Raw genomic sequence first — 22222 nt, forward strand, 5'->3', positions numbered from 1 at the left:
CGTGGGTATCGCGGTACACCTGGGACAATGACGGGACAGGATGTCAACGAAAGGTGCCCGAGATGACCCGCGTGTTCCTCGTCGACGACCACGAAATCGTGCGGCGCGGCCTGGTGGATCTGCTGAGCAGCGTGCCCGACTTCACCGTCGTCGGTGAGGCCGCATCGGTGGGCGAGGCCCTGGCCCGTGTGCCCGAGAGCGGCGCCGACGTCGCGGTGCTCGACGTGCGGCTCCCCGACGGCAACGGTGTCGAACTGTGCCGCGAGCTGCGCAACCGCATGCCGGGCCTGCGCGCCCTGATGCTCACCTCCTACGCCGACGACGAGGCGCTCTTCGACGCGATCATGGCCGGTGCCTCCGGATTCGTGCTCAAGCAGATCCTCGGCACCGACCTCGTCTCGGCGATCCGCACTGTCGGTGAGGGCGGCTCGCTGCTCGACAGCCGCGCCACCGCCGCCCTCATGGAACGGATCCGGGCGTCGCGCACGGCCGATCCGCTCGCCGAGCTGTCGGAGCAGGAACGCGCCGTCTTCGAGCTCATCGGCGAGGGGCTGACCAACCGGGAGATCGCCGAACGACTGTTCCTCGCGGAGAAGACCGTGAAGAACTACGTCTCGCGACTGCTGGCGAAGCTCGGCATGCAGCGCCGCACGCAGGCCGCAGTGCTCGCCACCGAGTTGCGCAACGAGCGCGGCAAGTCGACGTCCTGACCCGTCAGAGCGGGACGGTCCACAGCACCCGGGTGCCGCGCGGCTGGGCCGGGCCGATCTCGCACGACCCGCCGCACTGCACGGCACGTCGCTCGAGATTCGCCAGGCCGCTGCGGCGAGGCGTGTCGGGTAGCCCCGTGCCGTCGTCGAGGATCTCGATCCGGAAGTCGTCCTGAACCGAGACCGACACCGAGATGTTGTCGGACTGCGAATGGCGCAGTGCGTTGCTCAGCCCTTCGCGGAGCACGGCCTCGGCATGCGGGTGGATGCGCATCGGCACCAGCGTGTCGATGGGACCGACGAACTGCACGTTGGGTGCCACCGCGGAGTGGATGCTCAGATCGCCCACGACGTCCAGCAACCTCCGGCGCAGGCTGTTCGACGCCGCCGCGCCGGTGGTGTGCAGATCGAAGATGGTCGTGCGGATCTCGCGCACCGTCCGGTCGAGTTGCTCGATCGCATGGCGGATCACCTCCACCACGCGTGCGGTGTCCGCCCCGTCGGCGGTCGCGCTCTGCAGGCTCATACCGGTGGCGAACAGGCGCTGGATGACGTTGTCGTGCAGGTCCTGTGCAATGCGGTCACGGTCGGCAAGCACGTCGAGCAACCGCTTCTTGCGTTGCTGTTCGGCGAACTCGAGGGCCACGGCCGCGAGGTTCGCCATGGATTCGAAGCGGGCAACGTCCTCGTCGTCCCACGGTTCGGTACCGGCCTCGCGGGTCGCGACGAGCACGCCCGTGACCGTCGACGTCGCCGACAGCGGCAGCACCACCGCGTGGCCCTCGTCGCCCTGCTCCATCGGTGGCAGTCCCTCGAGGGTGTCGAGGTGCATCGCCTGCCGGCTCTTGAGTGCTTTCTGCACAGGCGATCCGGTGAGATCGAAACGCTTGTCCTTCCCGCACGGCACCGCGGGGGACGCGGACTGCAGGCGACCGTGATGTCCGTCGACGAGCACCACATAGGCGCCCGAGCACCGGGCGAGTTCGCGGACCTGGCCGGTGAGCATCGACAACGTCTCGTCCACCGACCCGCCCATCAGCAGCCGGGAGTTGATGGATGCCATTGCGGTGAGCCATCTCTCGCGGGCGAGGGAGCCCTCGAACAGGCGCGCGTTCTCGACGGCCACGCCGGCGGACATCGCGAGCACCTTGAGGATCACCTCGTCCTCTTCGGTGAACTCGGGTGCGCCCAGTTTCTCGGTGAGGTAGATGCTGCCGAAAACCTTGCCGCGCACCATGATCGGAGTTCCGAGGAAGCTCTTCATGGGCGGATGGTTGGGCGGGAAACCGATGGAGGCGGGATGCTTCGACAGGTCGGCGAGGCGGACCGGCCGGGGATCGTTGATGAGCAGACCGAGGATGCCCCGGCCCTCGGGCAGGTGTCCCATCACCTCGCGCTGCGTCGGATTGATCCCAACGTACACGAACTCCGACAGGCCACCGTCGGCGGCGCGCACGCCGAGAGCACCGTAGCGGGCGTCGAGGAGAGCGGTCGCGGCGGAGACGATGCGCTGGAGCATGGAGTCGAGCTCGAGACCCGATCCCACGACGAGCACCGCTTCGAGCAGGCCGCGCAGGGTCGTCGGGGCGTCGACGGAATCGTCGAGCCGGTCGCGCAGCTCGGCGAGCAGCGTGTCGATGGCGACATCGGTGGGTTCGATCATGACTTCTTCTCTTCCAGCAGGTGCAGCGCGGCGGCTACGGCGGATTCCGAGGGATCCGTCTTCGCGCGGCTCAGGTCGTGCGCGGCCCCGGTGACCTCGACGAGGGTCGTGGCCGCGGGCAGGAGGCCGAGTGCCTCCCGCAGTTCGTCGAAGGTACCGAAGGGATCGCGGTCGCCGTGGACGAACACCGTGGGCATCGAGATCTTCGGCAGGTGCTCGGTGCGCAACTTCTCCGGCTTGCCCGGCGGATGGAGGGGATAGGACAGCAGGACGAGGGCGTCGGCGATGCCCGGTTCGTCGGCCGCGAGCATCGACGTCTGCCGGCCACCGTAGGAGACACCACCGAGCAACAGGGGTCCGGACACACGGTCGCGCAGCGCCGCGGCCGCGGCGGCCACGCCCTCGCGGTCCTCCGCGGCGCGGGACGGCTGCGGGGGCCCCTTGGGCTTGCGCCGGCGGAACGGCAGGTCGTAGCGCAGGGCGAGGAAGCCGGCGTCGGCGAACCGGGAGCACATCAGCTGCAGGATCCGGGCGTCGCAATTGCCACCGGCGCCGTGCGTCAACGCGACGCCACCCCGCGGACTGCCCTCGGGAAGATGCAGGCGACCGGCCACGATGCCGGTGTCCAGCGGTTCGACACTCACACCGATACGGTAACCGCCGCGTAGGCGACGTTTCCGTACCCCTCCGTGATCCGCCGCAGGTGACCTGTGCTGCGGCGCCCGGCTACCGTCCGGCGGCCGCGCTGCGAGGGACGGGGCCGATGTCCGCGTGGCGGCCCGGCACGAGCGCAGCGTGTCGCCCACCCGGGCCGGGACCACGGCGCGCGGCCAGCGCGTCGGCGACGGCTCCGGTGACGAAGCCGTAGACGCTCTTGTGGAGGACGTCGATCGCCAGTTCCGAGCGGGGCCACGTCTGCGGCGGGGCTCCCACGCCGGTCGCGTTCTCGAGGATCTGGTCGTTGGTCAGACGGACGACGGTGAACTTCGACGATGCGAGCGGCCCCCGCAGGCCCACCTCGGCCATGACCGAACGCAGGACGCCGAGGGCGATGCCCTGCCCGAAGTGCATCGCCCAGTTCAGGGCGGTCGAGTGCTGCCCGGCCGATTCGGAGGCGCCCGTCAACCGTGCGAGTACGCGGCCCGGCACGTGGGAGTTCGGTCGCCCGGTGACGGCCTGCTCGATCTTCTCCCCGACGGTCATGGCGGCGACGCCGGCCGCACCGGCGACCAGGCCTTCCCACAGTGCGTTTCTCAGCATGAACGCTCGGGTACCCGCCGCGGGATCGGAACAACCCGTATTCCCGGGGCGGAGTTTCCCAGGGCGGAGTCCTGCGGACGGCACGGTGAAGAAGCGTCCTTCGGGCGAGACGGTGAGGGAGCGATGACCGGAGCGACACGACCCGGAGACACGTACGGCGGAATCTCGGTGCGGCACTCCGCGATCAGCGGTGCACTCCTCGGTGTGGCGCTCATGGCCGCGATCGACGAGATCGTCTTCCACCAGATCCTCGGCTGGCACCATTTCTACGATCGCTCCACACCCGCGGTCGGTCTCGCGTCCGACGGGCTGCTGCACACGGCCGAATTGCTCGTTCTCGTAGCGGGATTCGCGTTGCTCGCGGATGTGCGCCGCAGGCACGCCCTGGCGGTACGACACTTCTGGGCCGCGCTGCTCATGGGGGCCGGTGCATTCCAGTTGTTCGACGGGCTGGTGAACCACAAGGTGTTCCGCGTCCACCAGATCCGTTACGACGTCGACGTGTGGCCCTACGACCTGGCCTGGATCGCAGGGGCTCTCGTCTTCCTCGTCGTCGGTGCGCTCCTGTGGTGGTCGGCGCGACGGAGTGTTCGCACCTCCGGCCTCGCGGACGGATAGGAGCCGCCCGGTGCACGACCATCCGACGAACATGGGGCCGGGAGCGCTCGCCCTCGTCGTTCTGCTGGTGGCTGTCGTGGGGGTCGCGCTGTACATCGGGGCCGCCGTGCGGCTGCGGCGACGCGGCGACGCGTGGCCGTGGTGGCGTGACGCGAGTGTCGCAGCAGGTGCCGGCGCCGTCGCGGCAGCGGTGCTGCCTTTCGGCGCGGCAGCGGTGCTGCCTTCCGTCGCTGCTGCGGCGGTAGTTCCTCTGCCCGGTGGTCCGTTCACCGCGCACATGGCCGGGCATCTGCTCGTCGGCATGGTCGGACCCCTGCTGATCGTGCTGGGCCGGCCGGTGACGCTGCTGCTGAGGAGCATCCCGGTGGGAGGCACACGCACAGGTCTGCTCACCGTGCTGCATTCGCGACCTGCCGCACTGCTCACGGCGCCGGCCGTCGCGGCGGTCCTGGACATGGGTGGGCTGTGGGTGCTCTACCGGACACCGCTGTTCGCGGCGATGCACGACGACACGCTCGTCGCGATCGTCGTCCACCTGCACGTCTTCGCCGCGGGGATGCTGTTCACCGTCGCGATCTGCCGCCTCGACCCACTCCGGCGCCGGTACGGTCTCCCGCACCTCGCGGTGGTGCTGCTCGTGGCCGGCGCGGTCCACGCGGTGCTGGCGAAGACGTTGTACGCGCAGTCACCTCCCGGCACGATGTTCGCCGCATCCGATCTGCAGGCGGGCGCCCAGCTGATGTACTACGGCGGCGACGCGGTCGGGGTGGCCCTGGCCGTCGTGCTCGCCGTCCGCTGGTACAGCGGTGTGGGACGGGCCCGCCACGCGGGCGGTGTGGGACGGGCCCGCGCACGGACGGTCACCGTCGGTCGCGCTCGTCGACCGGCCGCGTGAGCCGGACCCACATCCGGTGCAGCATCGCGGCGAACACCACGACCCAGGCCGCTACCGCGACCCACAATTCGGCGGCGCCGATCGCGCCGACCAGCGGCAGGTCGTCGGCGCGACCCAGATACATCCCGGCGACCGCGTACATGCCGAGCGGGAAGACGATCGACCACAGGGACGAGTCGTAGTCCAGCGGCACCCGGTGGACGCGGTGCCGCCACCAACCGGCCGCGACGAGCGGCGGGATCAGCCACGTCGCGAAGGCCCAGATGACGACGGCGAGGCCCGCGATCAGACCGCGGGTCGCGTCGACCATCGGTGCGTCGTCCATCTCGACGATGCGTGAGCCTGCCACGACGGTGATCGAGCACGCTCCCATCGACACCCAGTACGGTGCGGTCAGATCCGTGGGTCTCAGCGGATACTGCAGCATCCGCGCGGCGACGAAGATCCCGGCCGCCGCGTACAGGAACAGCCCGACGCCCCAGGTGAACACCGCGACGGCGGCGAGGAGCCGGTCCAGTTCGCGGTAGACGGGCTGGAGGGTGGCCGCGGCGATGGCCACCGATTCGCTGGCGACGACCCAGACGAACCACGTTCCGTTGGCCTTCGCGAGGACGGGACGTTCCGCCGTGCCGAGCACGGCCGTCCACGGAACGACATATCCGAGCACCAGCCAGGTCGCCGCCGCACCCGCGAGCAGTACCGCCGCGGTGGAGTGCCACCCGTCCATCATCAGCCGCACGCCGAGCACGTTGCTGCCCGCGACGAAGGTGAAGAAGCCGAATGCCCGTCCGGAATCGGCGAGGTCGGCACGGACCTCGTCGCGGAACGCGAGAAACCGCCACACCGACAGGACCGCGAGCGTCGCGTATCCGATCGCGGACACGATCAGCAGCGCGGCCGATGCGAGGTGGAAACCACGGAGATGGAGACCGATGGAGACGATGCCGCCGGCCATGACGAAGGCGAAGTAACCCGGTGCGAGGGTGCGGACCTCTTCGCGGAGACGGGAACGGGCCTGCACGGCGCTCACGCTACTTCAGCAGGCGGGACATCCGCCGGTCGGCGAGGACCTTCCCTCCGGTCTGGCAGGTGGGGCAGTACTGGAACGAACGGTCGGTGTAGGAGACCTCTCGGACGGTGTCGCCGCACACCGGGCACGGCTCGCCGGTACGCCCGTGCACGCGCAGTCCCGACCGTTTCTCGCCCTTGAGGCGCGCCGCGTCCTGCCCGACCGAGCGGGTGACGGCGTCGGTCAGTACCGACCGCATCGACCCGTACAGGGCGGTCACCTCGTCGTCGGTGAGCTTGCCGGCTGTCGCGAACGGCGACTGCTGCGCGACGTGCAGGATCTCGTCGGAGTAGGCGTTGCCGATGCCCGCGAGAACCTTCTGATCGGTGAGCAGCGTCTTGAGACGCGAGGTGCTGTCGGTCAGGAGCGCGGCGAACTCGTCCCGGGTGAGCGCGAGCGCGTCGGGGCCGAGGCGGGCGATGCCGGGCACCGTCTGCGGATCGTCGACGACCCAGACCGCCAGGCGTTTCTTCGTGCCGGCCTCGGTGAGATCGAAGGCCGGTGTCGTCGCGTCGGGGGCGAACAGGTGCACACGGAGGGCGAGCGGACCGCGACCGAGTTTCGGGGGAGCCTGCGACGGTTCGTCGAGCCAGCGCAACCAGCCTGCCCGCGACAGGTGCGTGATCAGATGCAGCCCCGAACAGTCGATCGCGAGGAACTTGCCGAAGCGCGAAGCTCCGGTGATGTCGCGTCCCTGCAACGCCGTGATCGGCGGGTCGGCCGTCTGCAGCACGCTCAGCGCCGCGACGTCGATGCGTCCGACGACGCTGCCGACCGCGTGCTCGCGCAGGAACACCGCAAGTGCTTCCACTTCGGGGAGCTCGGGCATGGGAACAGGCTACGGTCGCCGGGCCGTTCGCGGGTGGCGACGGCCACCATCACCTCACCGATAGACTGCGCTCGTGACTGTGTCGACGCCCTACGAAGACCTGCTGCGCCTGATCCTCGAGACCGGCGCGGAGAAGGCCGACCGTACCGGAACCGGCACGCGGAGCCTGTTCGGCCACCAGATGCGCTTCGATCTGTCCGAGGGCTTCCCGCTGATCACCACGAAGAAGGTGCACCTGAAGTCCATCGTCTACGAACTGCTGTGGTTCCTGCGCGGCGACTCGAACGTCAAGTGGCTGCAGGAGCACGGCGTGACGATCTGGGACGAGTGGGCCGCACCCGACGGCGATCTCGGCCCGGTCTACGGCGTGCAGTGGCGCTCGTGGCCGACCCCGGACGGGCAGCACATCGACCAGATCAGCCAGGTGCTCGAGACGCTGCGCAGCAACCCCGACTCGCGGCGCATCCTCGTCTCGGCGTGGAACGTCGCCGAACTCGACCGGATGGCGCTCATGCCGTGCCATGCCTTCTTCCAGTTCTACGTGGCCGACGGCAAGCTCAGTTGCCAGCTCTACCAGCGCAGCGCCGACATGTTCCTCGGCGTGCCGTTCAACATCGCCAGCTACGCGCTGCTCACCCACATGGTGGCGCAGCAGACCGGACTCGAGCCGGGAGAGTTCATCTGGACCGGCGGCGACTGCCACATCTACTCGAACCACATCGAGCAGGTCACCGAGCAGCTCACCCGCGAGCCGTATCCCTACCCGACGCTGAAGCTGCACCCACGCGACTCGATCTTCGACTACCGCTACGAGGACGTCGAGATCGTCGGCTACCGGCACCACCCGGCGATCAAGGCGCCGGTGGCCGTCTGATGGGGGAGGTCACCCTCGTCTGGGCGCAGGCGCGCGGCGGTGTGATCGGCCGCGACAACAGCATCCCGTGGCACATCCCCGAGGACATGGCGTTCTTCAAGGACGCCACGATGGGCAAGCCGGTGGTCATGGGCCGGCTCACCTGGGACTCGCTCCCCCCGAAGTTCCGGCCGCTGCCGGGCCGCCGGAACATCGTCGTCACCCGCAACGCCGAGTGGTCGGCCGAGGGCGCCGAGACCGCGACGAGTCTCGAGGACGCACTGACACTCGCCGGTGAGGACGAGGTCGTCGTCATGGGCGGGGGCCAGATCTACGCGCAGGCGATGCCGTTCGCGACGCAGCTGCTCGTGACCGAGGTCGACCTCGACGTCGCCGGAGATGCGACCGCCCCTCCCATCGGGACCGAGTGGGTGGCGGAGCCCGGGGAATGGATGACGTCCACCAAGGGAATCAGGTTCCGCTGGATCCGGTACGCGCGAAGCTGAGTTCTCGCGGCGGCATCTGAGCGATACTGCGGTACATGGACAAGCTCTCGTTGACCGCCCTGGCACGGCAGCAGCTCAAACTCGCAGCGGCGTCCAGCAGCGGACGCAGCTCCCAGACGGTTTTCGGTGGGCATACCAAGCACCTGCGGCAGACCGTCGTCGCGTTGCTCGCCGGCCACGAACTCGGCGAGCACGACAGCCCCGGCGAGGCGACTCTGCAGGTGCTGTCGGGTCAGCTCCAGCTCGTCGCCGGCAACGATGTGTGGAAGGGCTCGGCGGGCGACATGATCATCATCCCGCCGGTCCGGCACAGCGTGAGCGCCATCGAGGACGTCGCATTCCTGCTCACCGTCGCCAAATAGCAGTCGTTCACTGCACTCGCCGAGTAGCGACGCTCATGGCACTCGCCGAGTAGCGGCGCTCATGGCACCGGTGCCGGAGCGGTGTACCCGCGGTAGCCCTCCCACGCGAGTCGACGCTCGCGCCGCGGATCGTGCTCGACGCGCGTGACCTCGTCGAAAATCACTGTTGCGCGGTCCTTCTCGTCGTAGCGCGGCCACGACGGCAGAGGTTCGCCGTGTCGGGCCACGTTCAGCCACTGACGTTGCATCGCCCCGGCGGCCGTACGCAGGCCGCGTCGCCCACCCAGCGCCGTGAGCGCCCGGCCGAGCAGCTCGTCGGTCTGGTCGAAGACCGCGAGCAACTCCACCGCGTGCGTCGCGTCGAAACCCGTCCACCGCAGCAGTCGCGGCGCGAGATCGAAGCGGTACATGAAGGTCGGCGCGAAACGCGAATGTGCCTGCGCGATCTGCACGGACGGATACCAGAAGGTGAGGTCGCCGCCGAGATCGACGGCGGCACGCTCGTCCGGATATCCCGGATAGACCGCCGTGATGCGGTCCTTCGCCTCCGGGTCGGTCGCGGCGAACAGCGCGTCGATCCGCCGCGGGCTCGTCGGCAACGCGTCGAGGAACTTCGGGAACAGTGCACCTTCGCGGTCGTTCGTCCCGAGCACGAGCGGAACGGGATGCGCTGCGCCCGTCTCGTACGCCTCGAGCGGCTGGAGCGGAACGAAATCGCCGTCGACGACCGGCCCGAAGGGATGCAGGCCGGGGGTCGCGCGCAGCACCTGCGCCCCGAGCCGCGACCCCACCCGTCCGAGTTCGGCGGGGGAGGCGTCGAGCAGCGCCCGCGCCGCGGTATCCGGATCGGCGCCGAGCAGTTCCACGAAGTTCCGGCCCCATTCGGCCGAGCGGTCGGCGGTGACGACGAGATTCGGTGCCGGGCTCTGTGCGATCGCGGCGGAGAACAGTCCGCGTGCGGCGGGTGTCGCGAGCAGGGTCGTCACCGAGGTGCCGCCGGCGGACTCGCCGAAGATCGTCACGTTGTCGGGGTCGCCGCCGAACGCCGCGATGTTGCGCTGCACCCATTCGAGCGCCGCCACCTGGTCGCGCAGACCGAGATTGGAATCGAATCGCACCGAATCGGTGGAGAAGGACCCGAAGTCGAGATAACCGAGTGCGCCGAGGCGGTAGTTGATCGACACGTAGACGACGTCGCCGCGCCGGACCAGCGACTCGCCGCCGTAGACCGACAGGGCGCTCGTGCCGAGGGTGAACGCGCCGCCGTGGATGAACACCATGACCGGTCGCGGCGCATGGACCCGACCGGCGGGGGCGAGCACGTTGAGGGTCAGGCAGTCCTCGTCGGGACGCACACGCACCCCGCGACGCCCGGTCTCGGCATAGCGCGGATGCTGCGGGGCGGCATTGCCGAACTGCGTCGCATCGCGCACCCCCGTCCAGGGCTCGACCGGTTGCGGCGCACGCAGCCGCAGCGGGCCCACCGGGGGAGCGGCGTAGGGAATGCCGCGCCAGGCGAGGAGGTCGCCGAGTCGGGTGCCGCGGACGGTTCCGTCGGCGAATGTGACGTGGGTCTCGGGCGTCATGCTCCGCACTGTACGTGACGGGGCGTCACGGTAGCCGCCGTGTCCACCGTCGACGTCACCAGGAGTGGGGCTCGAGTCCCCGGTCCGCGAGCTCGGCCCGCACGTAGGTGCGCAGCGTCGCGGTGTCGGGGAAACGCTCCTCGTCGAGGGCGACGAACGCGAGGGTGTACCGCTCGTCGGTGTGGCAGGCGTAGACCGACAGGCGGGTCGCGGTGCGGGCCGGCCGGGTGTCGAGTCCCGGGTGTATGGCGCGCATCGCGATGCCGGTGGTGCGGTACGGGCCCAGGGTGGTGAGTTCGCGGGGCACCGCGCCGATGTTGGAACACAACAGGTCCCGCTCGCCTGCGCCTCGCGCGACGCGGGCTGCGAACCGGTCGGGGAGGAGTTGCAGGATCTCGGCCGGCATGTTGTGTGGGGCGCCCTCCCGTGGCTGCGAGTAGGCGTGCGCCGCGCGGGCGCGGATGGAGGCGAGCGTGTCGCCGTCGTCGACGGTGATCCCCACCATCGACACGCCGTTGGAGACGGTTCCCTCCTTCCGGTCGTCGACCGGAACGGAGATGCGCACGGGGAACGGGATGCGGGCGCGCCGGGCGACACCGGCGGACACGGCGAGCAGCAGGGCGTTCGGGCTGCCGTCCTCCGCGGCCGCGACAGCCTTCCACTGCGCCGCGTCGACGTCGACGAGAGCGGTGCGGGGTCGCGCCCGCACCGTCTGCGGCGCGGGCGGCTTCTCCGTGCGGGGCGTGTACTTGACGCGGCGCAGCCCGCCGCCGACCTTCCGGAACAGCTGCATCGCATCGCGCAGGTCGGAATGACGACCGGGGTCGGGTCGTCGCGGCCGGTCGGCGAGCGCGTCGGCGACCGCGCGGACGAATCCCCGCGCGTCGGTCAGGACGTGCGAGCACACGATCGACAGTGCGGTGCCGCCGCTCGTGAGTCGGGTCGCGGCGAGCGCCCAGCCGGGACCGAGCTCGGGATCGACGTTCACGTTCGCGTGCTCGTCGGCCCAGGCAAGGAGCTCGTCGTCGGGGATGGGGGTCGCGGGATAGCGCAGTGGATGGACGTGCGTGTTGGGTTCGAAGCGGGGGCGTGCACCGGGAACCCGGGGGCGGACCACACGGCGACCGAGCGGGCCTTCGGACAGCACGTCGTGCAGGGACAGCAACAGGGTCGCGTCCACGGTCTCGTCGGTGCGCCACAGACCCTGCATCACCGACGGCAGGCCGGTTCCTTTGTGGCGGTGGAGGAACATCTCGTCCACGACGCTCAGGCGATTCACAATCCCGACCGTAGCGCCGACCGTTGACCGAAGCACTGAACCGAGGTTCAATCCTTGGTGTGGCGTACCGGCGGACACCCGCAGTGCAGGAGCGACTCGACGCGCAGCGCGAGGCGATCGCCGCTGCCGCCGTGGCTCTGCTCAGCGAACGCGGCTACAGCGGACTGTCCGTCTCGGCGGTCGCCGAACGGGCCGGCGTCGCCACCGGCAGCGTCTACCGGCACTACGTCGACAAGTCCGATCTCATGGTGCGGATCTTCCGGGAACTGTGCGACCGGGAGGTCGAGGCCGTGACGTCCGCGGCCGCAACCGGATCCGGTGCCGACCGCGTGAGCGCGGTGGTCGACACCTTCTCCCGCCGTGCCCTGCGCAATCCCACCCTCGCCTACGCGCTGCTCGCCGAACCGGTCGACGCGGCGGTCGACGCCGAACGGCTCGTGTTGCGCCGCGCCTTCGCGGCGGCCTTCGCGAACGCCGTACGCCACGGCGTCGCGACCGGTGAATTCCCCGAACAGGATGTCGAACTCACCGCCGCCGCGCTCGTCGGGGCCGTCGGTGAGGTGCTCACCGGCCGCCTTCCCGGTGCGGCCGACGGTCGCCATCGCCACAGCGCGGCCGGATCCACTGTCCCCGACCTCGTCGCCCTCGCGTTGCGAGCGGCGGGGCACCTGCCTTCCGGAACGACATCAGGAGTGAAGCCGTGAATTTCCCCGCCACCCACGAGGTGTTCAACCAGGTACCGGACCTCGAGCCCTACGGGGCCGCCGACGACCCCGCCCTCCTCGAGGGGCTGCGCCGCGAAGGCGCGAGCTGGGCCGAGGACGAGGTCCGCGAACTCGGCGCCCTCGCCGGCACCGCCCGTGCCCAGGACTGGGGCCGGCTCGCCAACGAGTACCCGCCCGTATTGCACACCCACGACCGCTACGGCCACCGCATCGACGAGGTGGAGTTCCATCCGCACTGGCACGACCTGATGACCGTCGCCGTCGAGAACGGCCTGCACGCGGCACCCTGGCGCGACCCGCGTCCCGGCGCGCACGTCGCCCGCGCCGCGAAGTTCTACGTGTGGGGACACACCGACGCCGGGCACATGTGTCCGATCTCCATGACCTACGCCGCGGTCCCGGCGCTGCGCCACAACGCCGAACTCGCCGAGCGCTACGAGCCGTTGCTGGCCGCACCGCACTACGACTTCGGGTTGCGCGAACCCTCCACGAAGCGCGGTCTCATCGCCGGGATGTCGATGACCGAGAAGCAGGGTGGGTCCGACGTCCGCACCAACACCACCACCGCGACCCCCAACGCGGACGGTTCGTACACGATCGTCGGGCACAAGTGGTTCACCTCCGCGCCGATGTCCGACCTGTTCCTCACCCTCGCGCAGACCGAGCACGGACCGTCGTGCTTCCTGCTCCCGCGCGTCCTCCCCGACGGCACCCGCAACGCCATTCGCATCCAGCGGCTGAAGGACAAGCTCGGCAACAAGTCGAACGCCTCCTCCGAGATCGAGTACGAGAACGCGATCGGCTGGCTCGTCGGCCCGGAAGGTCGCGGTATCAACACCATCATCGAGATGGTGAACATGACGCGACTCGACTGTGTCATCGGCTCGGCCGTGAACATGCGGGTCGCGACGCTGCGCGCGGTCCATCACGCCCGCCACCGGAAGGCGTTCGGCGCGTTGCTCGTCGATCAGCCGCTCATGCGCAACGTCCTCTCCGATCTCGTCGTCGAATCCGATGCCGCGACGACGATGATGATGCGCCTGGCCGGGGCCACCGACCGCGCCGCCGGGGACGAGCAGGAAGCCGCGCTGCGCCGCATCGCGCTGGCCGTGACCAAGTACTGGGTGTGCAAGCGGGCTCCCGCGGTCGCCGCCGAAGCTCTCGAATGTCTCGGCGGCAACGGCTACGCCGAGGAGTCCGGCATGCCGCGGCTCTATCGCGAGTCGCCGCTCATGTCGATCTGGGAAGGATCCGGCAACGTCGCGGCACTCGACGCATTGCGCGCCATGGCCCGGCAGCCCGACACCGTCGAGGCGTTCTTCACCGAGGTCGGGCTCGCGGAAGGAGCCGATCCGCGGCTCGACTCGGCCATCGCCCGGGTCGGCAAGGAACTCGCCGATCTCGAGGACGCCGAGTACCGGGCACGGCGGGTCGTGGAGCTCATGGCCCTGGTCCTGCAGGGCGCGCAGCTCGTCCGGCACGGGCATCCCGCCGTCGCGGAGGCCTTCTGCCGCAGCCGGCTCGACGACGACTGGGGCATCGCGATGGGCACACTGCCGACCGGCGTGGACACCGCCGCGATCCTCGACCGGGTCTGACGGCGCGGGTCCGATCGTGCGGCGCTGTCACCTGTCTCAGGTCGCGGGCATACTGGAATACGTCCTGCGAGGAATCGACCACGGGTGGAGCCCGTCATGATCGGCAGCAACGAATGGTGGGAGTGGGGTCGGCAGATCGCACTCGCGGTGACCGAGCCGCATGCACTGCACCGTGCCCGCATGATCGTGCGCGGCGTCGTCGCCGAGTCCGAGGCGGTGAGCGACAGCCGCCGGGGCGACGCCGAGATCCACTCCGTCAACCTCGCGCAGGGCACTCCGGTCACGATGAGCCCCCGACTGGCCTCGATGGTGCGGTCGGCGCTGTGGGCGGCCCGCATGACGGGCGGGGCCATCACCCCGGTCGACTCCGACGACGCCTCCGTCGATGCCGGGGCCATCCCGCCGATCCATCCGATCCCCACCTACCGCGACGTGCAGGTCGACGGAGACATCGTGCTCGCCCCGTTCGGGGTGAGCCTCGAACTCGGCGCGACGGCCGTGGCCGACACCGTCGACTACTCTGCGGCGCTCGTCGCGAACCTGCTCGAATGCGGAGCGCTCGTGCGCATCGGCGACGTGATGGCCACTGCGGGGCACGCGCCGGCCGGGGGATGGCAGGTGCCGCTCCCGGATCGGGGTTCGGTCGAACTGCCGGCCGGATCGGCGATGGCGTCGCACGCCGGCGACGTCGCCCACCCCGAGCAGTGGCGTCTCGTCAGCGTCATCGCTCCCGACGCGGTGTGGGCCGATGCGGCCGCGGCGACGGCGTTGCAGCGGGGGATCGGCGCCGTGTCGTGGCTCGAGCAGTACGACCTGCCGGCACGTCTCATCGACACGCACGGACGGGTCCGGACCACCACGGCCTGGTCCGATCCGAAGGCTGCCTGATGTCTCGGCCGGGGTGCGGTCCGATGTCTCGTGCAGGGTGCGGTCAGGCTCCGTCGCGCAGGGTGCGGTAGACCTCGATCAGGTGGTCGGTGGAGGCGTCTCCGGTGTCGGGGATCTCGTCGCCGGCGAGGACGGTCTGCAGGGCGGTGGCCTGGGTCTTGCCGAGTTCGACACCCCACTGATCGAACGAGTCGATCCCCCAGATCACCCCTTGGACGAAGGTCTGGTGCTCGTAGAACGCGATGATCTGCCCGACCACCGACGGCGTCAACTCGGGGGCGAGGATCGTCGTCGACGGCCGATCCCCGGGCATCACCTTGTGCGCCACCAACGCCTCGTCGACCCCTTCGGCACGAACCTCGCCGGCATCACGCCCGAACGCGAGGACCTTGGCCTGGGCGAACATGTTCGCCAGCAACAACACCTGCATGCTGGTCTGCCCGTCGCGGGCGGGCAGATCATCACCGGAACGGGCCAGGCCGAGGAAGTCGACCGGCACGATCTCGGTGCCCTGGTGCAGCAACTGGAAGAAGGCATGCTGACCGTTGGTACCGGGCTCGCCCCAGAACACCTCCCCCGTGGGGTAGGTGACCGCGGTGCCGTCGGCGCGCACGGATTTACCGTTCGATTCCATGGTCAGCTGCTGCAGATAGGCCGGCAACCGCACCAGATCCTGCGCATAGGGCACCACCGCGCGGGAGCGATAGCCGAGGATGCTCGCGTTCCACACCCCGATCACCCCCGCCAGCAACGGCGCATTCCGGGCCGGGTCGGCGGTGGCGAAGTGGGTGTCGATGCTGTGCATGCCGGCGAGGAACTCACCGAACCGGTCGCGGCCGATCGCGCACATCACCGCCAGCCCGATCGCCGAGCCGACCGAATACCGTCCGCCGACCCAGTCCCAGAACTCGAACATGTTCGCCGGGTCGATACCGAACTCGGCCACCCGCTCGGTGTGCGTGGACACCGCCACGAAATGCTGCGCGACCGCATCCTCGCCGAGGGCGTCGACGAGCCAGCGGCGGGCGGCGGTGGCGTTCGACAGGGTTTCGAGGGTGGAGAAGGTTTTCGAGGCGACGATGAACAGTGTGGTGGCCGGATCCAGGTCGGCCAGCGCCGCGGTCAGATCGGCGGGGTCGACGTTGGAGACGAACCGCGTCGCCGGCCCGTCGTGGAAACGCCGCAGTGCGCGGGTGACCATCGCCGGGCCGAGATCGGAGCCGCCGATGCCGATGTTGACCACCGTGGTGATCTGCTGCCCGGTGGCGCCGCGCCAGGCGCCGGTGCGGAGGCGGTCGGTGAACTCGCCCATCCGGTCGAGCACCGTGTGGACATCGGCGACGACATCGACCCCGTCGACGATCAACTGCGCATCGCGCGGCAGGCGCAGGGCGGTGTGCAGCACCGCCCGATCCTCGGTGACGTTGATGTGTTCACCCGACAGCATCGCCTCCCGTGCCGCGGCGATCCCCGCGGTGTCGGCGAGCTCGAGCAGGGCCTGCACGACCGGGGTGTCGAGACGCTGCTTGCTGAAATCGACCACAAGATCCCCGGCAGGGATCGTCAACGCCGAGACCCTGTCGGGTTCGGTGGTGAACAACTGCCGCAGCGACACCGATCCGAGCCGGTCGCGATGGTCTTCCAGAGCTTTCCACGGTGCCGTTGCGGTTACATCGCTCATGTCGTCGACAGTAGTGCGCCCCGACACGGTGCGCCCGGCGTGCGACTGCGCCCGGTGTGACTCGGGCCCGGTGTGACGAAGGGATCCTTCGGTTTCCCACAGTGAGCGATCGCGGCGCGCATGATGGGGCATATGGATGCTGCAGAACTGATTCGGTCCGTCCCCACCGACCTGTTCCTCGGCGGTGAATGGGTGGCGGCCGAGAACGGAGCCACCTTCGGAGTCCACGATCCCGCGACCGGCGACGAACTGACCCGTGTCGCCGATGCCGCGCCCGGCGACGCCCTACGGGCCCTCGACGCGGCCGTCGCGGCCGGTCCTGAATGGGCAGCGACCCCGCCGCGTGAACGCGCCGAACTGCTGCGGACGGTCTGGCAGAAGATCACCGACCGCGCCGACGACTTCGCGCTGCTCATGACACTCGAGATGGGCAAGGCGCTGCCGGAGAGCCGATCGGAGGTGACCTACGGCGCCGAATTCCTGCGATGGTTCTCCGAGGAAGCGGTCCGCATCGCCGGTCGCTACACGCCCGCCCCGGCCGGCACCGGCCGCGTTCTCGTGACCAAACAGCCCGTCGGCCCCTGCCTGGCCATCACGCCGTGGAACTTCCCGCTCGCGATGGGAACCCGCAAGATCGGTCCCGCCCTCGCCGCGGGGTGCACGATCATCGTCAAGCCCGCGTCCGAGACACCCCTCACGATCCAGCTGCTCGCGCAGCTCTTCGACGAGGCAGGACTGCCCAAGGGCGTCCTGTCGGTGCTGCCGTCCTCGCATGCCGGGGAGGTCACCGGGCCGCTGCTCGAGGATCCCCGGCTGCGCAAGCTCACCTTCACCGGCTCCACCGAGGTCGGTCGCATGCTCGCCGAGAAGGCCGGTCGTTCGCTGCTGCGCACCTCGCTCGAACTCGGCGGCAACGCGCCGTTCGTCGTCTTCGAGGACGCCGATCTCGACGCGGCGGTCGAGGGCGCGGTGGCGGCCAAGCTGCGCAACGGGGGAGAGGCCTGCACGGCCGCGAACCGCTTCCACGTCCACAATTCGGTGCGCGACGCTTTCGTCGCCAAGCTCACCGAGCGCATGGCGTCGTACAAGCTCGGGCCGGGAACGGACCCCGACGCGACGCTGGGCCCTCTGGTCAACGAGAACCAGAAGAAGACCGTGATCGAACTCGTACAGGACGCCGTTTCGGCGGGCGCCTCGGTGCGCCTGGGCGGGGAACCTGCCGACGGTCCGGGATGGTTCTACCCGGCGACCGTCCTCGACGACGTGCCGAAGCAGGCCCGCATCCTGCAGGAAGAGGTGTTCGGGCCGGTCGCGGCCGTCACCGGCTTCGACACCGAGGAGGAAGCGCTCGCGGCAGCGAACGACACCCGCTACGGGCTCGCCGCCTACATCTTCACGCGCGACCTCGACCGGGCCCTGCGCGTGTCGCATGCACTCGAAACGGGCATCGTCGGTGTGAACCGCGGTGTCGTCTCGGACGTCGCGGCCCCGTTCGGCGGAATCAAGGATTCCGGCTTGGGACGCGAGGGCGGTACCGAGGGCATCGAGGAATTCCTCGAGACCAAGTACATCGCCCTGCAGTGAGAGCGATGCGGAATCAGTGACCCAGGCGGCCACGCCCGAGGCGGAGCAGCAGCATCGCCAGGGTGTGGCCTTCCTGGCCCAGCTCGCTGAACCGCTCGAGGACCTTCATCTCGCGGCTGTGCACGAGACGGGTGCCACCGGACGCCATCCGGGTACGCCCGATCATGCGGGAGACCTCGGTGCGCCGCTTGACCGCGGCCAGGATCTCGGCGTCGAGACGATCGATCTCCTTGCGGAGCTCCTCGATCTCTGCCTCGGTGGGCACTCCGGTGTCGTCGGCCTCTGCCGGCTCGCCGGAAAGGGAAGAATCGATGTGCGTGCTCATGTCGTCTCCTCGCATCTGCTCTGAAGGATCGCCCGTATGGGAGCGGTTGTTACCGGTATCGGGTCGGGCCGGCGGTCGGGAATCGACAGCGACAACCGGAACTCGATCCGAGCCTGCAAAGGACAGAAGACATGGCCTCCAGTTTGCCACTCACCCTGTAGGCCCTGCCACTCGGCTCGATCGACTGTGTGGTCCGGATCCGTTGTCCGCGCGGTCCGGTAGTTTGGTGAAACGATGAACACTCCCGTCGCGCTCGCAAACTCCCACCCAGGATCCGATGCTCTTCTCGAAGGGCTCAATCCGCAGCAGCGGGAAGCGGTCACGCACGAAGGGGCCCCGCTGCTGATCGTCGCGGGCGCGGGCTCCGGCAAGACTGCGGTGCTCACGCGCCGCATCGCCTATCTGCTGGCCGAGCGCGGCGTCGCCCCTGGTCAGGTGCTCGCCATCACGTTCACCAACAAGGCCGCGGCCGAGATGCGCGAGCGGGTGGCGGCCCTGGTGGGGCCGCGCGCGAATGCGATGTGGGTCTCGACCTTCCACTCGAGCTGCGTCCGGATCCTGCGCGCGCAGGCGGGTCTGCTGCAGGGCATGAATTCGAATTTCACGATCTACGACGCCGACGATTCCCGTCGTCTGCTCACGATGATCGCGAAGGATCTCGAACTCGACAGCAAGAAGTACTCCGCCAGGCTGCTGTCCACGCAGATCTCGAACCTGAAGAACGAACTGATCGGGCCCGAGGAGGCCGCCCACGAGGCGGAGACCGATTCGGCGGCCACCGAACTCACCCGCGTCGTCGCCCGGGTCTACGCGCACTACCAGCAGCGCCTGCGCACGGCGAATGCCTTCGACTTCGACGACCTCATCGGCGAGACGGTGGCGCTGCTGCAGGCGCATCCGCAGGTCGCCGAGTACTACCGGCGCCGGTTCCGCCACGTGCTGGTCGACGAGTACCAGGACACCAACCATGCGCAGTACGTGCTGGTGCGCACCCTCGTGGGTGATCCCGAGGAGGAGTCCGCCGTCCCCCCAAGCGAACTGTGCGTGGTGGGCGACGCCGACCAGTCGATCTACGCCTTCCGCGGCGCCACGATCCGCAACATCGAGGAGTTCGAGCGCGACTATCCGCAGGCGCGCACGATCCTGCTCGAGCAGAACTATCGCTCCACCCAGAACATTCTGTCGGCGGCGAATTCCGTCATCTCCAAGAACACGGGGCGCCGCGAGAAGCGGCTGTGGACCGATTCGGGCGAAGGTGAACTCATCACCGGCTACGTCGCCGACAACGAGCACGACGAGGCGCGGTTCGTCGCCGCCGAGATCGATCGGCTCGTCGACGGCGGCGACACCACCTACTCCGACATCGCGGTGTTCTACCGCACCAACAATGCTTCCCGCGCGTTCGAGGATGTCTTCATCCGGCACGGTGTGCCCTACAAGGTCGTCGGCGGTGTGAGGTTCTACGAGCGCAAGGAGGTGCGCGACATCGTCGCGTACCTGAAAGTGCTCGACAATCCCGACGACACGGTGAGCCTGCGCCGCATTCTGAACACCCCTCGCCGCGGTATCGGCGATCGCGCCGAAGCGTGCGTGGCGGTGCACGCCGAGCGGCTCGGTGTCGGCTTCGGGCAGGCCCTCGCCGACGCCGCAGTCGGCAAGGTCGCGCTGCTGAACACGCGGGCGCAGAAGGCGATCGCCGGTTTCGTCGAGATGATGGACGACCTGCGGGCGATGCTCGTCGCGAGCGACGCCGACGGCAACGACACGGCCGACATCGGCGACATCGTCGAGGCGATCCTCGAACGCACCGGGTACAGCGCAGAGCTGTCGGCGAGCGACGATCCGCAGGACGGCGCCCGTCTCGACAACCTCCACGAACTCGTCAGCGTGGCAAGAGAATTCAGCGCCGACGTGCGCAACGCGGCCGGGATCGTCGACGACGTACGCGAAGAGGGCGATCCCGAACCGGGATCGCTCGCGGCCTTCCTCGAGAAGGTCTCGCTCGTCGCCGACGCCGACCAGATCCCGGAGAACGAGTCCGGTGTGGTCACGCTGATGACGCTGCACACCGCTAAGGGCCTCGAGTTCCCGGTCGTCTTCGTCACCGGTTGGGAGGACGGCCAGTTCCCGCACATGCGTGCCCTGGGCGATCCGGCCGAGCTGTCCGAGGAACGGCGACTCGCGTACGTCGGCATCACCCGAGCCCGGCGTCGTCTCTACCTCACGCGCGCCGTGCTGCGGTCGTCCTGGGGACAGCCCCTCACCAATCCGGAATCCCGCTTCCTGCAGGAGATTCCGCAGCATCTCATCGACTGGCGACGCCTCGAGCCCACACCCGCGCGCGGGCAGGCGATCGGCTCGGGCACCGGTTCACGGTTCGGTGCGGGCGAGCGGCGCGGTTCGTCGGGCACGCCGAGTTTCGGTGCGGCGCGCGGACGCAACAACCAGTTGGTGCTCGACGTCGGCGATCGCGTCAGCCACGACAAGTACGGTCTGGGAACGGTTCTCGAAACCCGGGGCTCGGGCCCCACGGCCACCGTCGTGATCGACTTCGGCAGCGCCGGCAAGGTGCGGCTGATGCTCGTCGGCGGTGTGCCGATGATCAAGCTGTGATGCCCTGAAAGCCTGTGGCAGGCGCGGATTCGCACGCAGAAGCGGATTCGCGCCGAAACGGGAAGGGGGGAACGGGGAAACGGCGGGCCGAACGTACGGCGACGTCGGTCAGTCGCGCTGGATGCCGAGGGCGATACCGCGCGTGGCGAGCCACGGGACGGGGTCGATCTTGTCGACACCGTTGAGGTGCACCTCGAAGTGCAGGTGCGGGCCGGTGGAGAAACCGCGGTTGCCCATGGTTGCGATCTGGTCGCCGGCCATGACGCGCTGACCCACGGTCACCAGGGACTGGTCGATGTGCCCGTACACGGTGACGGTGCCGTCGGCGTGAAGGAGCCGGACCCACATGCCGAAGCCGGAGGCCGGACCGGAATCGATGACCTCACCGTCGGCGACCGCGAGGATCGGGGTGCCGATGGGGCCTGCGATGTCGACGCCGGCGTGGAGGGTGCCCCAGCGTGCGCCGAAGTTCGAGGTGAACGACCCCACGGCGGGGAGAACGAAGAGCGGACGGCGGGCCGCGGCCTCGCGCGCAGCGCGTTCCTCGCTGAACCGCTGGCCCTTGGCCAGAAGATTCGAGAACTGCGACAGGTCGTTCGGGTCGGCGATGTTGAGCACCTGCGGTGCCTGCGACGGCTCGGCGTCGGCGGTCGGCGCGAACTGCGCGGCCTGGGGCACTGCGGTGGCGGTGATGATCGAGGAATCGGCTTCGCCGGCGGCGAGGGCGACCTCGGAGTGGTCGGTGTTCTGCCCCGGGCCACCGTTGGCTGCGGCCTGGCCCGCGGCGACCACGGCGCCTGCGGCGACAGCGAAGACCGCGGCGCGGCCCTTGAGGGCGGTGGGGGGAGTGGGAAGTCGATGGGCTCCACCGCGGGATGCGGGAGCGGTGACGTCGGTGCGCTCGTCGGAACGATCCTGCGCGAAGCGGTCGTCGCGGACGGCGTGGCCGAAGGAGTCGGAGTAGTAGGTGGGCTCGGGACCGGGGCCGGTGTTGCGGAAGTCCATCGTGGCGGCTTCCCAGGCGTTCCAGTCTTCGGGTGCCGATTCGGGACGGCGGGTTCGGCTCTCGGCACTCGGGTTACCAGAGCGCATCGCCATCCTCCGTTCGTGACCTCATCGTTACTTCGACCAGGCGACGGTAACGAAGCGATCGCAGGGGTGGCAAGCCGTAGTTCGTC

The 22222-nt window shown here is 69.4% G+C and carries 21 protein-coding genes; 11 read left to right on the plus strand and 10 right to left on the minus strand.

Translation table 11 applies throughout. The features are described 5' to 3' along the window. Nucleotides 1-62 precede the first annotated feature (62 nt). On the plus strand, nt 63-710 hold the full coding sequence (locus CKW34_RS05025; protein ID WP_059381771.1) for a response regulator transcription factor: 648 nt from the start codon (nt 63-65) through the stop codon (nt 708-710). 4 nt (nt 711-714) lie between these two features. Here the strand turns inward: CKW34_RS05025 and CKW34_RS05030 are convergent, their stop codons facing one another. The 3 genes from CKW34_RS05030 to CKW34_RS05040 all read right to left on the minus strand — a co-directional run bounded on the left by CKW34_RS05030 (nt 715) and on the right by CKW34_RS05040 (nt 3633). Next, a complete protein-coding gene (locus tag CKW34_RS05030; RefSeq protein ID WP_059381711.1) occupies nt 715-2373 on the minus strand; it encodes a sensor histidine kinase in 1659 nt (552 codons plus the stop codon). Further along, a complete protein-coding gene (locus CKW34_RS05035; RefSeq protein ID WP_059381710.1) occupies nt 2370-3017 on the minus strand; it encodes an alpha/beta hydrolase family protein in 648 nt (215 codons plus the stop codon). The genes CKW34_RS05030 and CKW34_RS05035 overlap by 4 nt, the downstream gene beginning before the upstream one ends. An 82-nt stretch (nt 3018-3099) precedes the next feature. Continuing rightward, nucleotides 3100-3633 (minus strand): hypothetical protein, encoded by a 534-nt coding sequence (locus CKW34_RS05040; RefSeq protein WP_059381709.1) that lies wholly within the window; start codon nt 3631-3633, stop codon nt 3100-3102. A 123-nt stretch (nt 3634-3756) separates the two neighbouring features. Here CKW34_RS05040 and CKW34_RS05045 point away from each other — a divergent pair, with 123 nt between their 5' ends. Together CKW34_RS05045 and CKW34_RS05050 are read left to right on the plus strand one after the other, a co-directional pair. Next, on the plus strand, nt 3757-4251 hold the full coding sequence (locus CKW34_RS05045) for a DUF2243 domain-containing protein (RefSeq protein ID WP_059381708.1): 495 nt from the start codon (nt 3757-3759) through the stop codon (nt 4249-4251). A 10-nt stretch (nt 4252-4261) separates the two neighbouring features. After that, on the plus strand, nt 4262-5146 hold the full coding sequence (locus CKW34_RS05050; protein WP_080968191.1) for a cytochrome c oxidase assembly protein: 885 nt from the start codon (nt 4262-4264) through the stop codon (nt 5144-5146). Here the strand turns inward: CKW34_RS05050 and CKW34_RS05055 are convergent. Together CKW34_RS05055 and CKW34_RS05060 are read right to left on the minus strand one after the other, a co-directional pair. Beyond that, nucleotides 5112-6101 (minus strand): tellurite resistance/C4-dicarboxylate transporter family protein, encoded by a 990-nt coding sequence (locus CKW34_RS05055; RefSeq protein WP_229580576.1) that lies wholly within the window; start codon nt 6099-6101, stop codon nt 5112-5114. The two genes, CKW34_RS05050 and CKW34_RS05055, sit on opposite strands and share 35 nt — an antisense overlap. Before the next feature lie 76 nt (nt 6102-6177). After that, nucleotides 6178-7044 (minus strand): Fpg/Nei family DNA glycosylase, encoded by an 867-nt coding sequence (locus CKW34_RS05060; RefSeq protein WP_059381707.1) that lies wholly within the window; start codon nt 7042-7044, stop codon nt 6178-6180. A gap of 73 nt (nt 7045-7117) precedes the next feature. On the opposite strand from CKW34_RS05060, the gene CKW34_RS05065 reads away from it, so the two are divergent. From CKW34_RS05065 to CKW34_RS05075, 3 genes are read left to right on the plus strand one after another with little or no spacing between them, the layout of a single operon-like run. After that, nucleotides 7118-7918, plus strand: a complete 801-nt coding sequence (locus CKW34_RS05065) for a thymidylate synthase (RefSeq protein ID WP_059381706.1) — start codon at nt 7118-7120, stop codon at nt 7916-7918. Then, nucleotides 7918-8403, plus strand: coding sequence for a dihydrofolate reductase (locus CKW34_RS05070; RefSeq protein WP_059381705.1), 486 nt, complete (start codon nt 7918-7920; stop codon nt 8401-8403). The genes CKW34_RS05065 and CKW34_RS05070 overlap by 1 nt, the downstream gene beginning before the upstream one ends. Before the next feature lie 35 nt (nt 8404-8438). Next, nucleotides 8439-8765, plus strand: a complete 327-nt coding sequence (locus tag CKW34_RS05075) for a cupin domain-containing protein (RefSeq protein ID WP_059381704.1) — start codon at nt 8439-8441, stop codon at nt 8763-8765. Between the two features lie 59 nt (nt 8766-8824). Here CKW34_RS05075 and CKW34_RS05080 read toward each other — a convergent pair whose 3' ends face one another. Further along, complete coding sequence (locus CKW34_RS05080; RefSeq protein WP_059381703.1) at nt 8825-10351, minus strand: carboxylesterase/lipase family protein; 1527 nt, start codon at nt 10349-10351, stop codon at nt 8825-8827. A 55-nt stretch (nt 10352-10406) separates the two neighbouring features. Next, entirely contained in the window at nt 10407-11630 is a 1224-nt protein-coding gene (locus CKW34_RS05085; protein WP_059381702.1) for a hypothetical protein, read from the minus strand. Between the two features lie 59 nt (nt 11631-11689). On the opposite strand from CKW34_RS05085, the gene CKW34_RS05090 reads away from it, so the two are divergent. The 3 genes from CKW34_RS05090 to CKW34_RS05100 all read left to right on the plus strand — a co-directional run bounded on the left by CKW34_RS05090 (nt 11690) and on the right by CKW34_RS05100 (nt 14841). Continuing rightward, complete coding sequence (locus tag CKW34_RS05090; RefSeq protein WP_059381701.1) at nt 11690-12334, plus strand: TetR/AcrR family transcriptional regulator; 645 nt, start codon at nt 11690-11692, stop codon at nt 12332-12334. After that, a complete protein-coding gene (locus CKW34_RS05095) occupies nt 12331-13953 on the plus strand; it encodes an acyl-CoA dehydrogenase family protein (RefSeq protein WP_059381700.1) in 1623 nt (540 codons plus the stop codon). The genes CKW34_RS05090 and CKW34_RS05095 overlap by 4 nt, the downstream gene beginning before the upstream one ends. 96 nt (nt 13954-14049) lie before the next feature. Then, a complete protein-coding gene (locus tag CKW34_RS05100; protein WP_059381768.1) occupies nt 14050-14841 on the plus strand; it encodes an FAD:protein FMN transferase in 792 nt (263 codons plus the stop codon). Between the two features lie 43 nt (nt 14842-14884). Here CKW34_RS05100 and pgi read toward each other — a convergent pair whose 3' ends face one another. Next, the gene (gene pgi / locus CKW34_RS05105) at nt 14885-16522 is read right to left on the minus strand and encodes a glucose-6-phosphate isomerase (protein WP_064059968.1); all 1638 of its coding nucleotides are present in this window, start codon (nt 16520-16522) and stop codon (nt 14885-14887) included. Between the two features lie 132 nt (nt 16523-16654). Here pgi and CKW34_RS05110 point away from each other — a divergent pair, with 132 nt between their 5' ends. Then, a complete protein-coding gene (locus CKW34_RS05110) occupies nt 16655-18106 on the plus strand; it encodes an NAD-dependent succinate-semialdehyde dehydrogenase (protein ID WP_059381699.1) in 1452 nt (483 codons plus the stop codon). A gap of 13 nt (nt 18107-18119) precedes the next feature. Here CKW34_RS05110 and CKW34_RS05115 read toward each other — a convergent pair whose 3' ends face one another. Further along, nucleotides 18120-18431 carry a chorismate mutase gene (locus tag CKW34_RS05115; protein ID WP_059381698.1) on the minus strand — a complete coding sequence of 104 codons (312 nt, stop codon included), beginning with the start codon at nt 18429-18431 and terminating at the stop codon, nt 18120-18122. A 234-nt stretch (nt 18432-18665) separates the two neighbouring features. On the opposite strand from CKW34_RS05115, the gene pcrA reads away from it, so the two are divergent. After that, nucleotides 18666-21044: a DNA helicase PcrA gene (gene pcrA, locus CKW34_RS05120; RefSeq protein ID WP_059381697.1), complete on the plus strand. Its 2379-nt coding sequence runs from the start codon at nt 18666-18668 to the stop codon at nt 21042-21044. 108 nt (nt 21045-21152) lie between these two features. On the opposite strand, the gene CKW34_RS05125 is transcribed toward pcrA, so the two are convergent. After that, complete coding sequence (locus CKW34_RS05125; protein WP_059381696.1) at nt 21153-22142, minus strand: M23 family metallopeptidase; 990 nt, start codon at nt 22140-22142, stop codon at nt 21153-21155. Nucleotides 22143-22222 lie beyond the last annotated feature (80 nt).

The sequence above is a fragment of the Rhodococcus rhodochrous genome (genome assembly GCF_900187265.1).
Taxonomy (GTDB): Bacteria; Actinomycetota; Actinomycetes; order Mycobacteriales; family Mycobacteriaceae; genus Rhodococcus; species Rhodococcus rhodochrous.

Excerpts from the sequence above, each read along its gene's own strand:
- CKW34_RS05025 (WP_059381771.1), top strand. The coding sequence starts at position 63 with ATGACCCGCGTGTTCCTCGTCGACGACCACGAAATCGTGCGGCGCGGC.
- CKW34_RS05030 (WP_059381711.1), bottom strand. The coding sequence starts at position 2,373 with ATGATCGAACCCACCGATGTCGCCATCGACACGCTGCTCGCCGAGCTG.
- CKW34_RS05040 (WP_059381709.1), bottom strand. The coding sequence starts at position 3,633 with ATGCTGAGAAACGCACTGTGGGAAGGCCTGGTCGCCGGTGCGGCCGGC.
- CKW34_RS05045 (WP_059381708.1), top strand. The coding sequence starts at position 3,757 with ATGACCGGAGCGACACGACCCGGAGACACGTACGGCGGAATCTCGGTG.
- CKW34_RS05055 (WP_229580576.1), bottom strand. The coding sequence starts at position 6,101 with ATGGCCGGCGGCATCGTCTCCATCGGTCTCCATCTCCGTGGTTTCCAC.
- CKW34_RS05060 (WP_059381707.1), bottom strand. The coding sequence starts at position 7,044 with ATGCCCGAGCTCCCCGAAGTGGAAGCACTTGCGGTGTTCCTGCGCGAG.
- CKW34_RS05070 (WP_059381705.1), top strand. The coding sequence starts at position 7,918 with ATGGGGGAGGTCACCCTCGTCTGGGCGCAGGCGCGCGGCGGTGTGATC.
- CKW34_RS05075 (WP_059381704.1), top strand. The coding sequence starts at position 8,439 with ATGGACAAGCTCTCGTTGACCGCCCTGGCACGGCAGCAGCTCAAACTC.
- CKW34_RS05080 (WP_059381703.1), bottom strand. The coding sequence starts at position 10,351 with ATGACGCCCGAGACCCACGTCACATTCGCCGACGGAACCGTCCGCGGC.
- CKW34_RS05100 (WP_059381768.1), top strand. The coding sequence starts at position 14,050 with ATGATCGGCAGCAACGAATGGTGGGAGTGGGGTCGGCAGATCGCACTC.
- pgi (WP_064059968.1), bottom strand. The coding sequence starts at position 16,522 with ATGAGCGATGTAACCGCAACGGCACCGTGGAAAGCTCTGGAAGACCAT.
- CKW34_RS05110 (WP_059381699.1), top strand. The coding sequence starts at position 16,655 with ATGGATGCTGCAGAACTGATTCGGTCCGTCCCCACCGACCTGTTCCTC.
- CKW34_RS05115 (WP_059381698.1), bottom strand. The coding sequence starts at position 18,431 with ATGAGCACGCACATCGATTCTTCCCTTTCCGGCGAGCCGGCAGAGGCC.
- pcrA (WP_059381697.1), top strand. The coding sequence starts at position 18,666 with ATGAACACTCCCGTCGCGCTCGCAAACTCCCACCCAGGATCCGATGCT.
- CKW34_RS05125 (WP_059381696.1), bottom strand. The coding sequence starts at position 22,142 with ATGGCGATGCGCTCTGGTAACCCGAGTGCCGAGAGCCGAACCCGCCGT.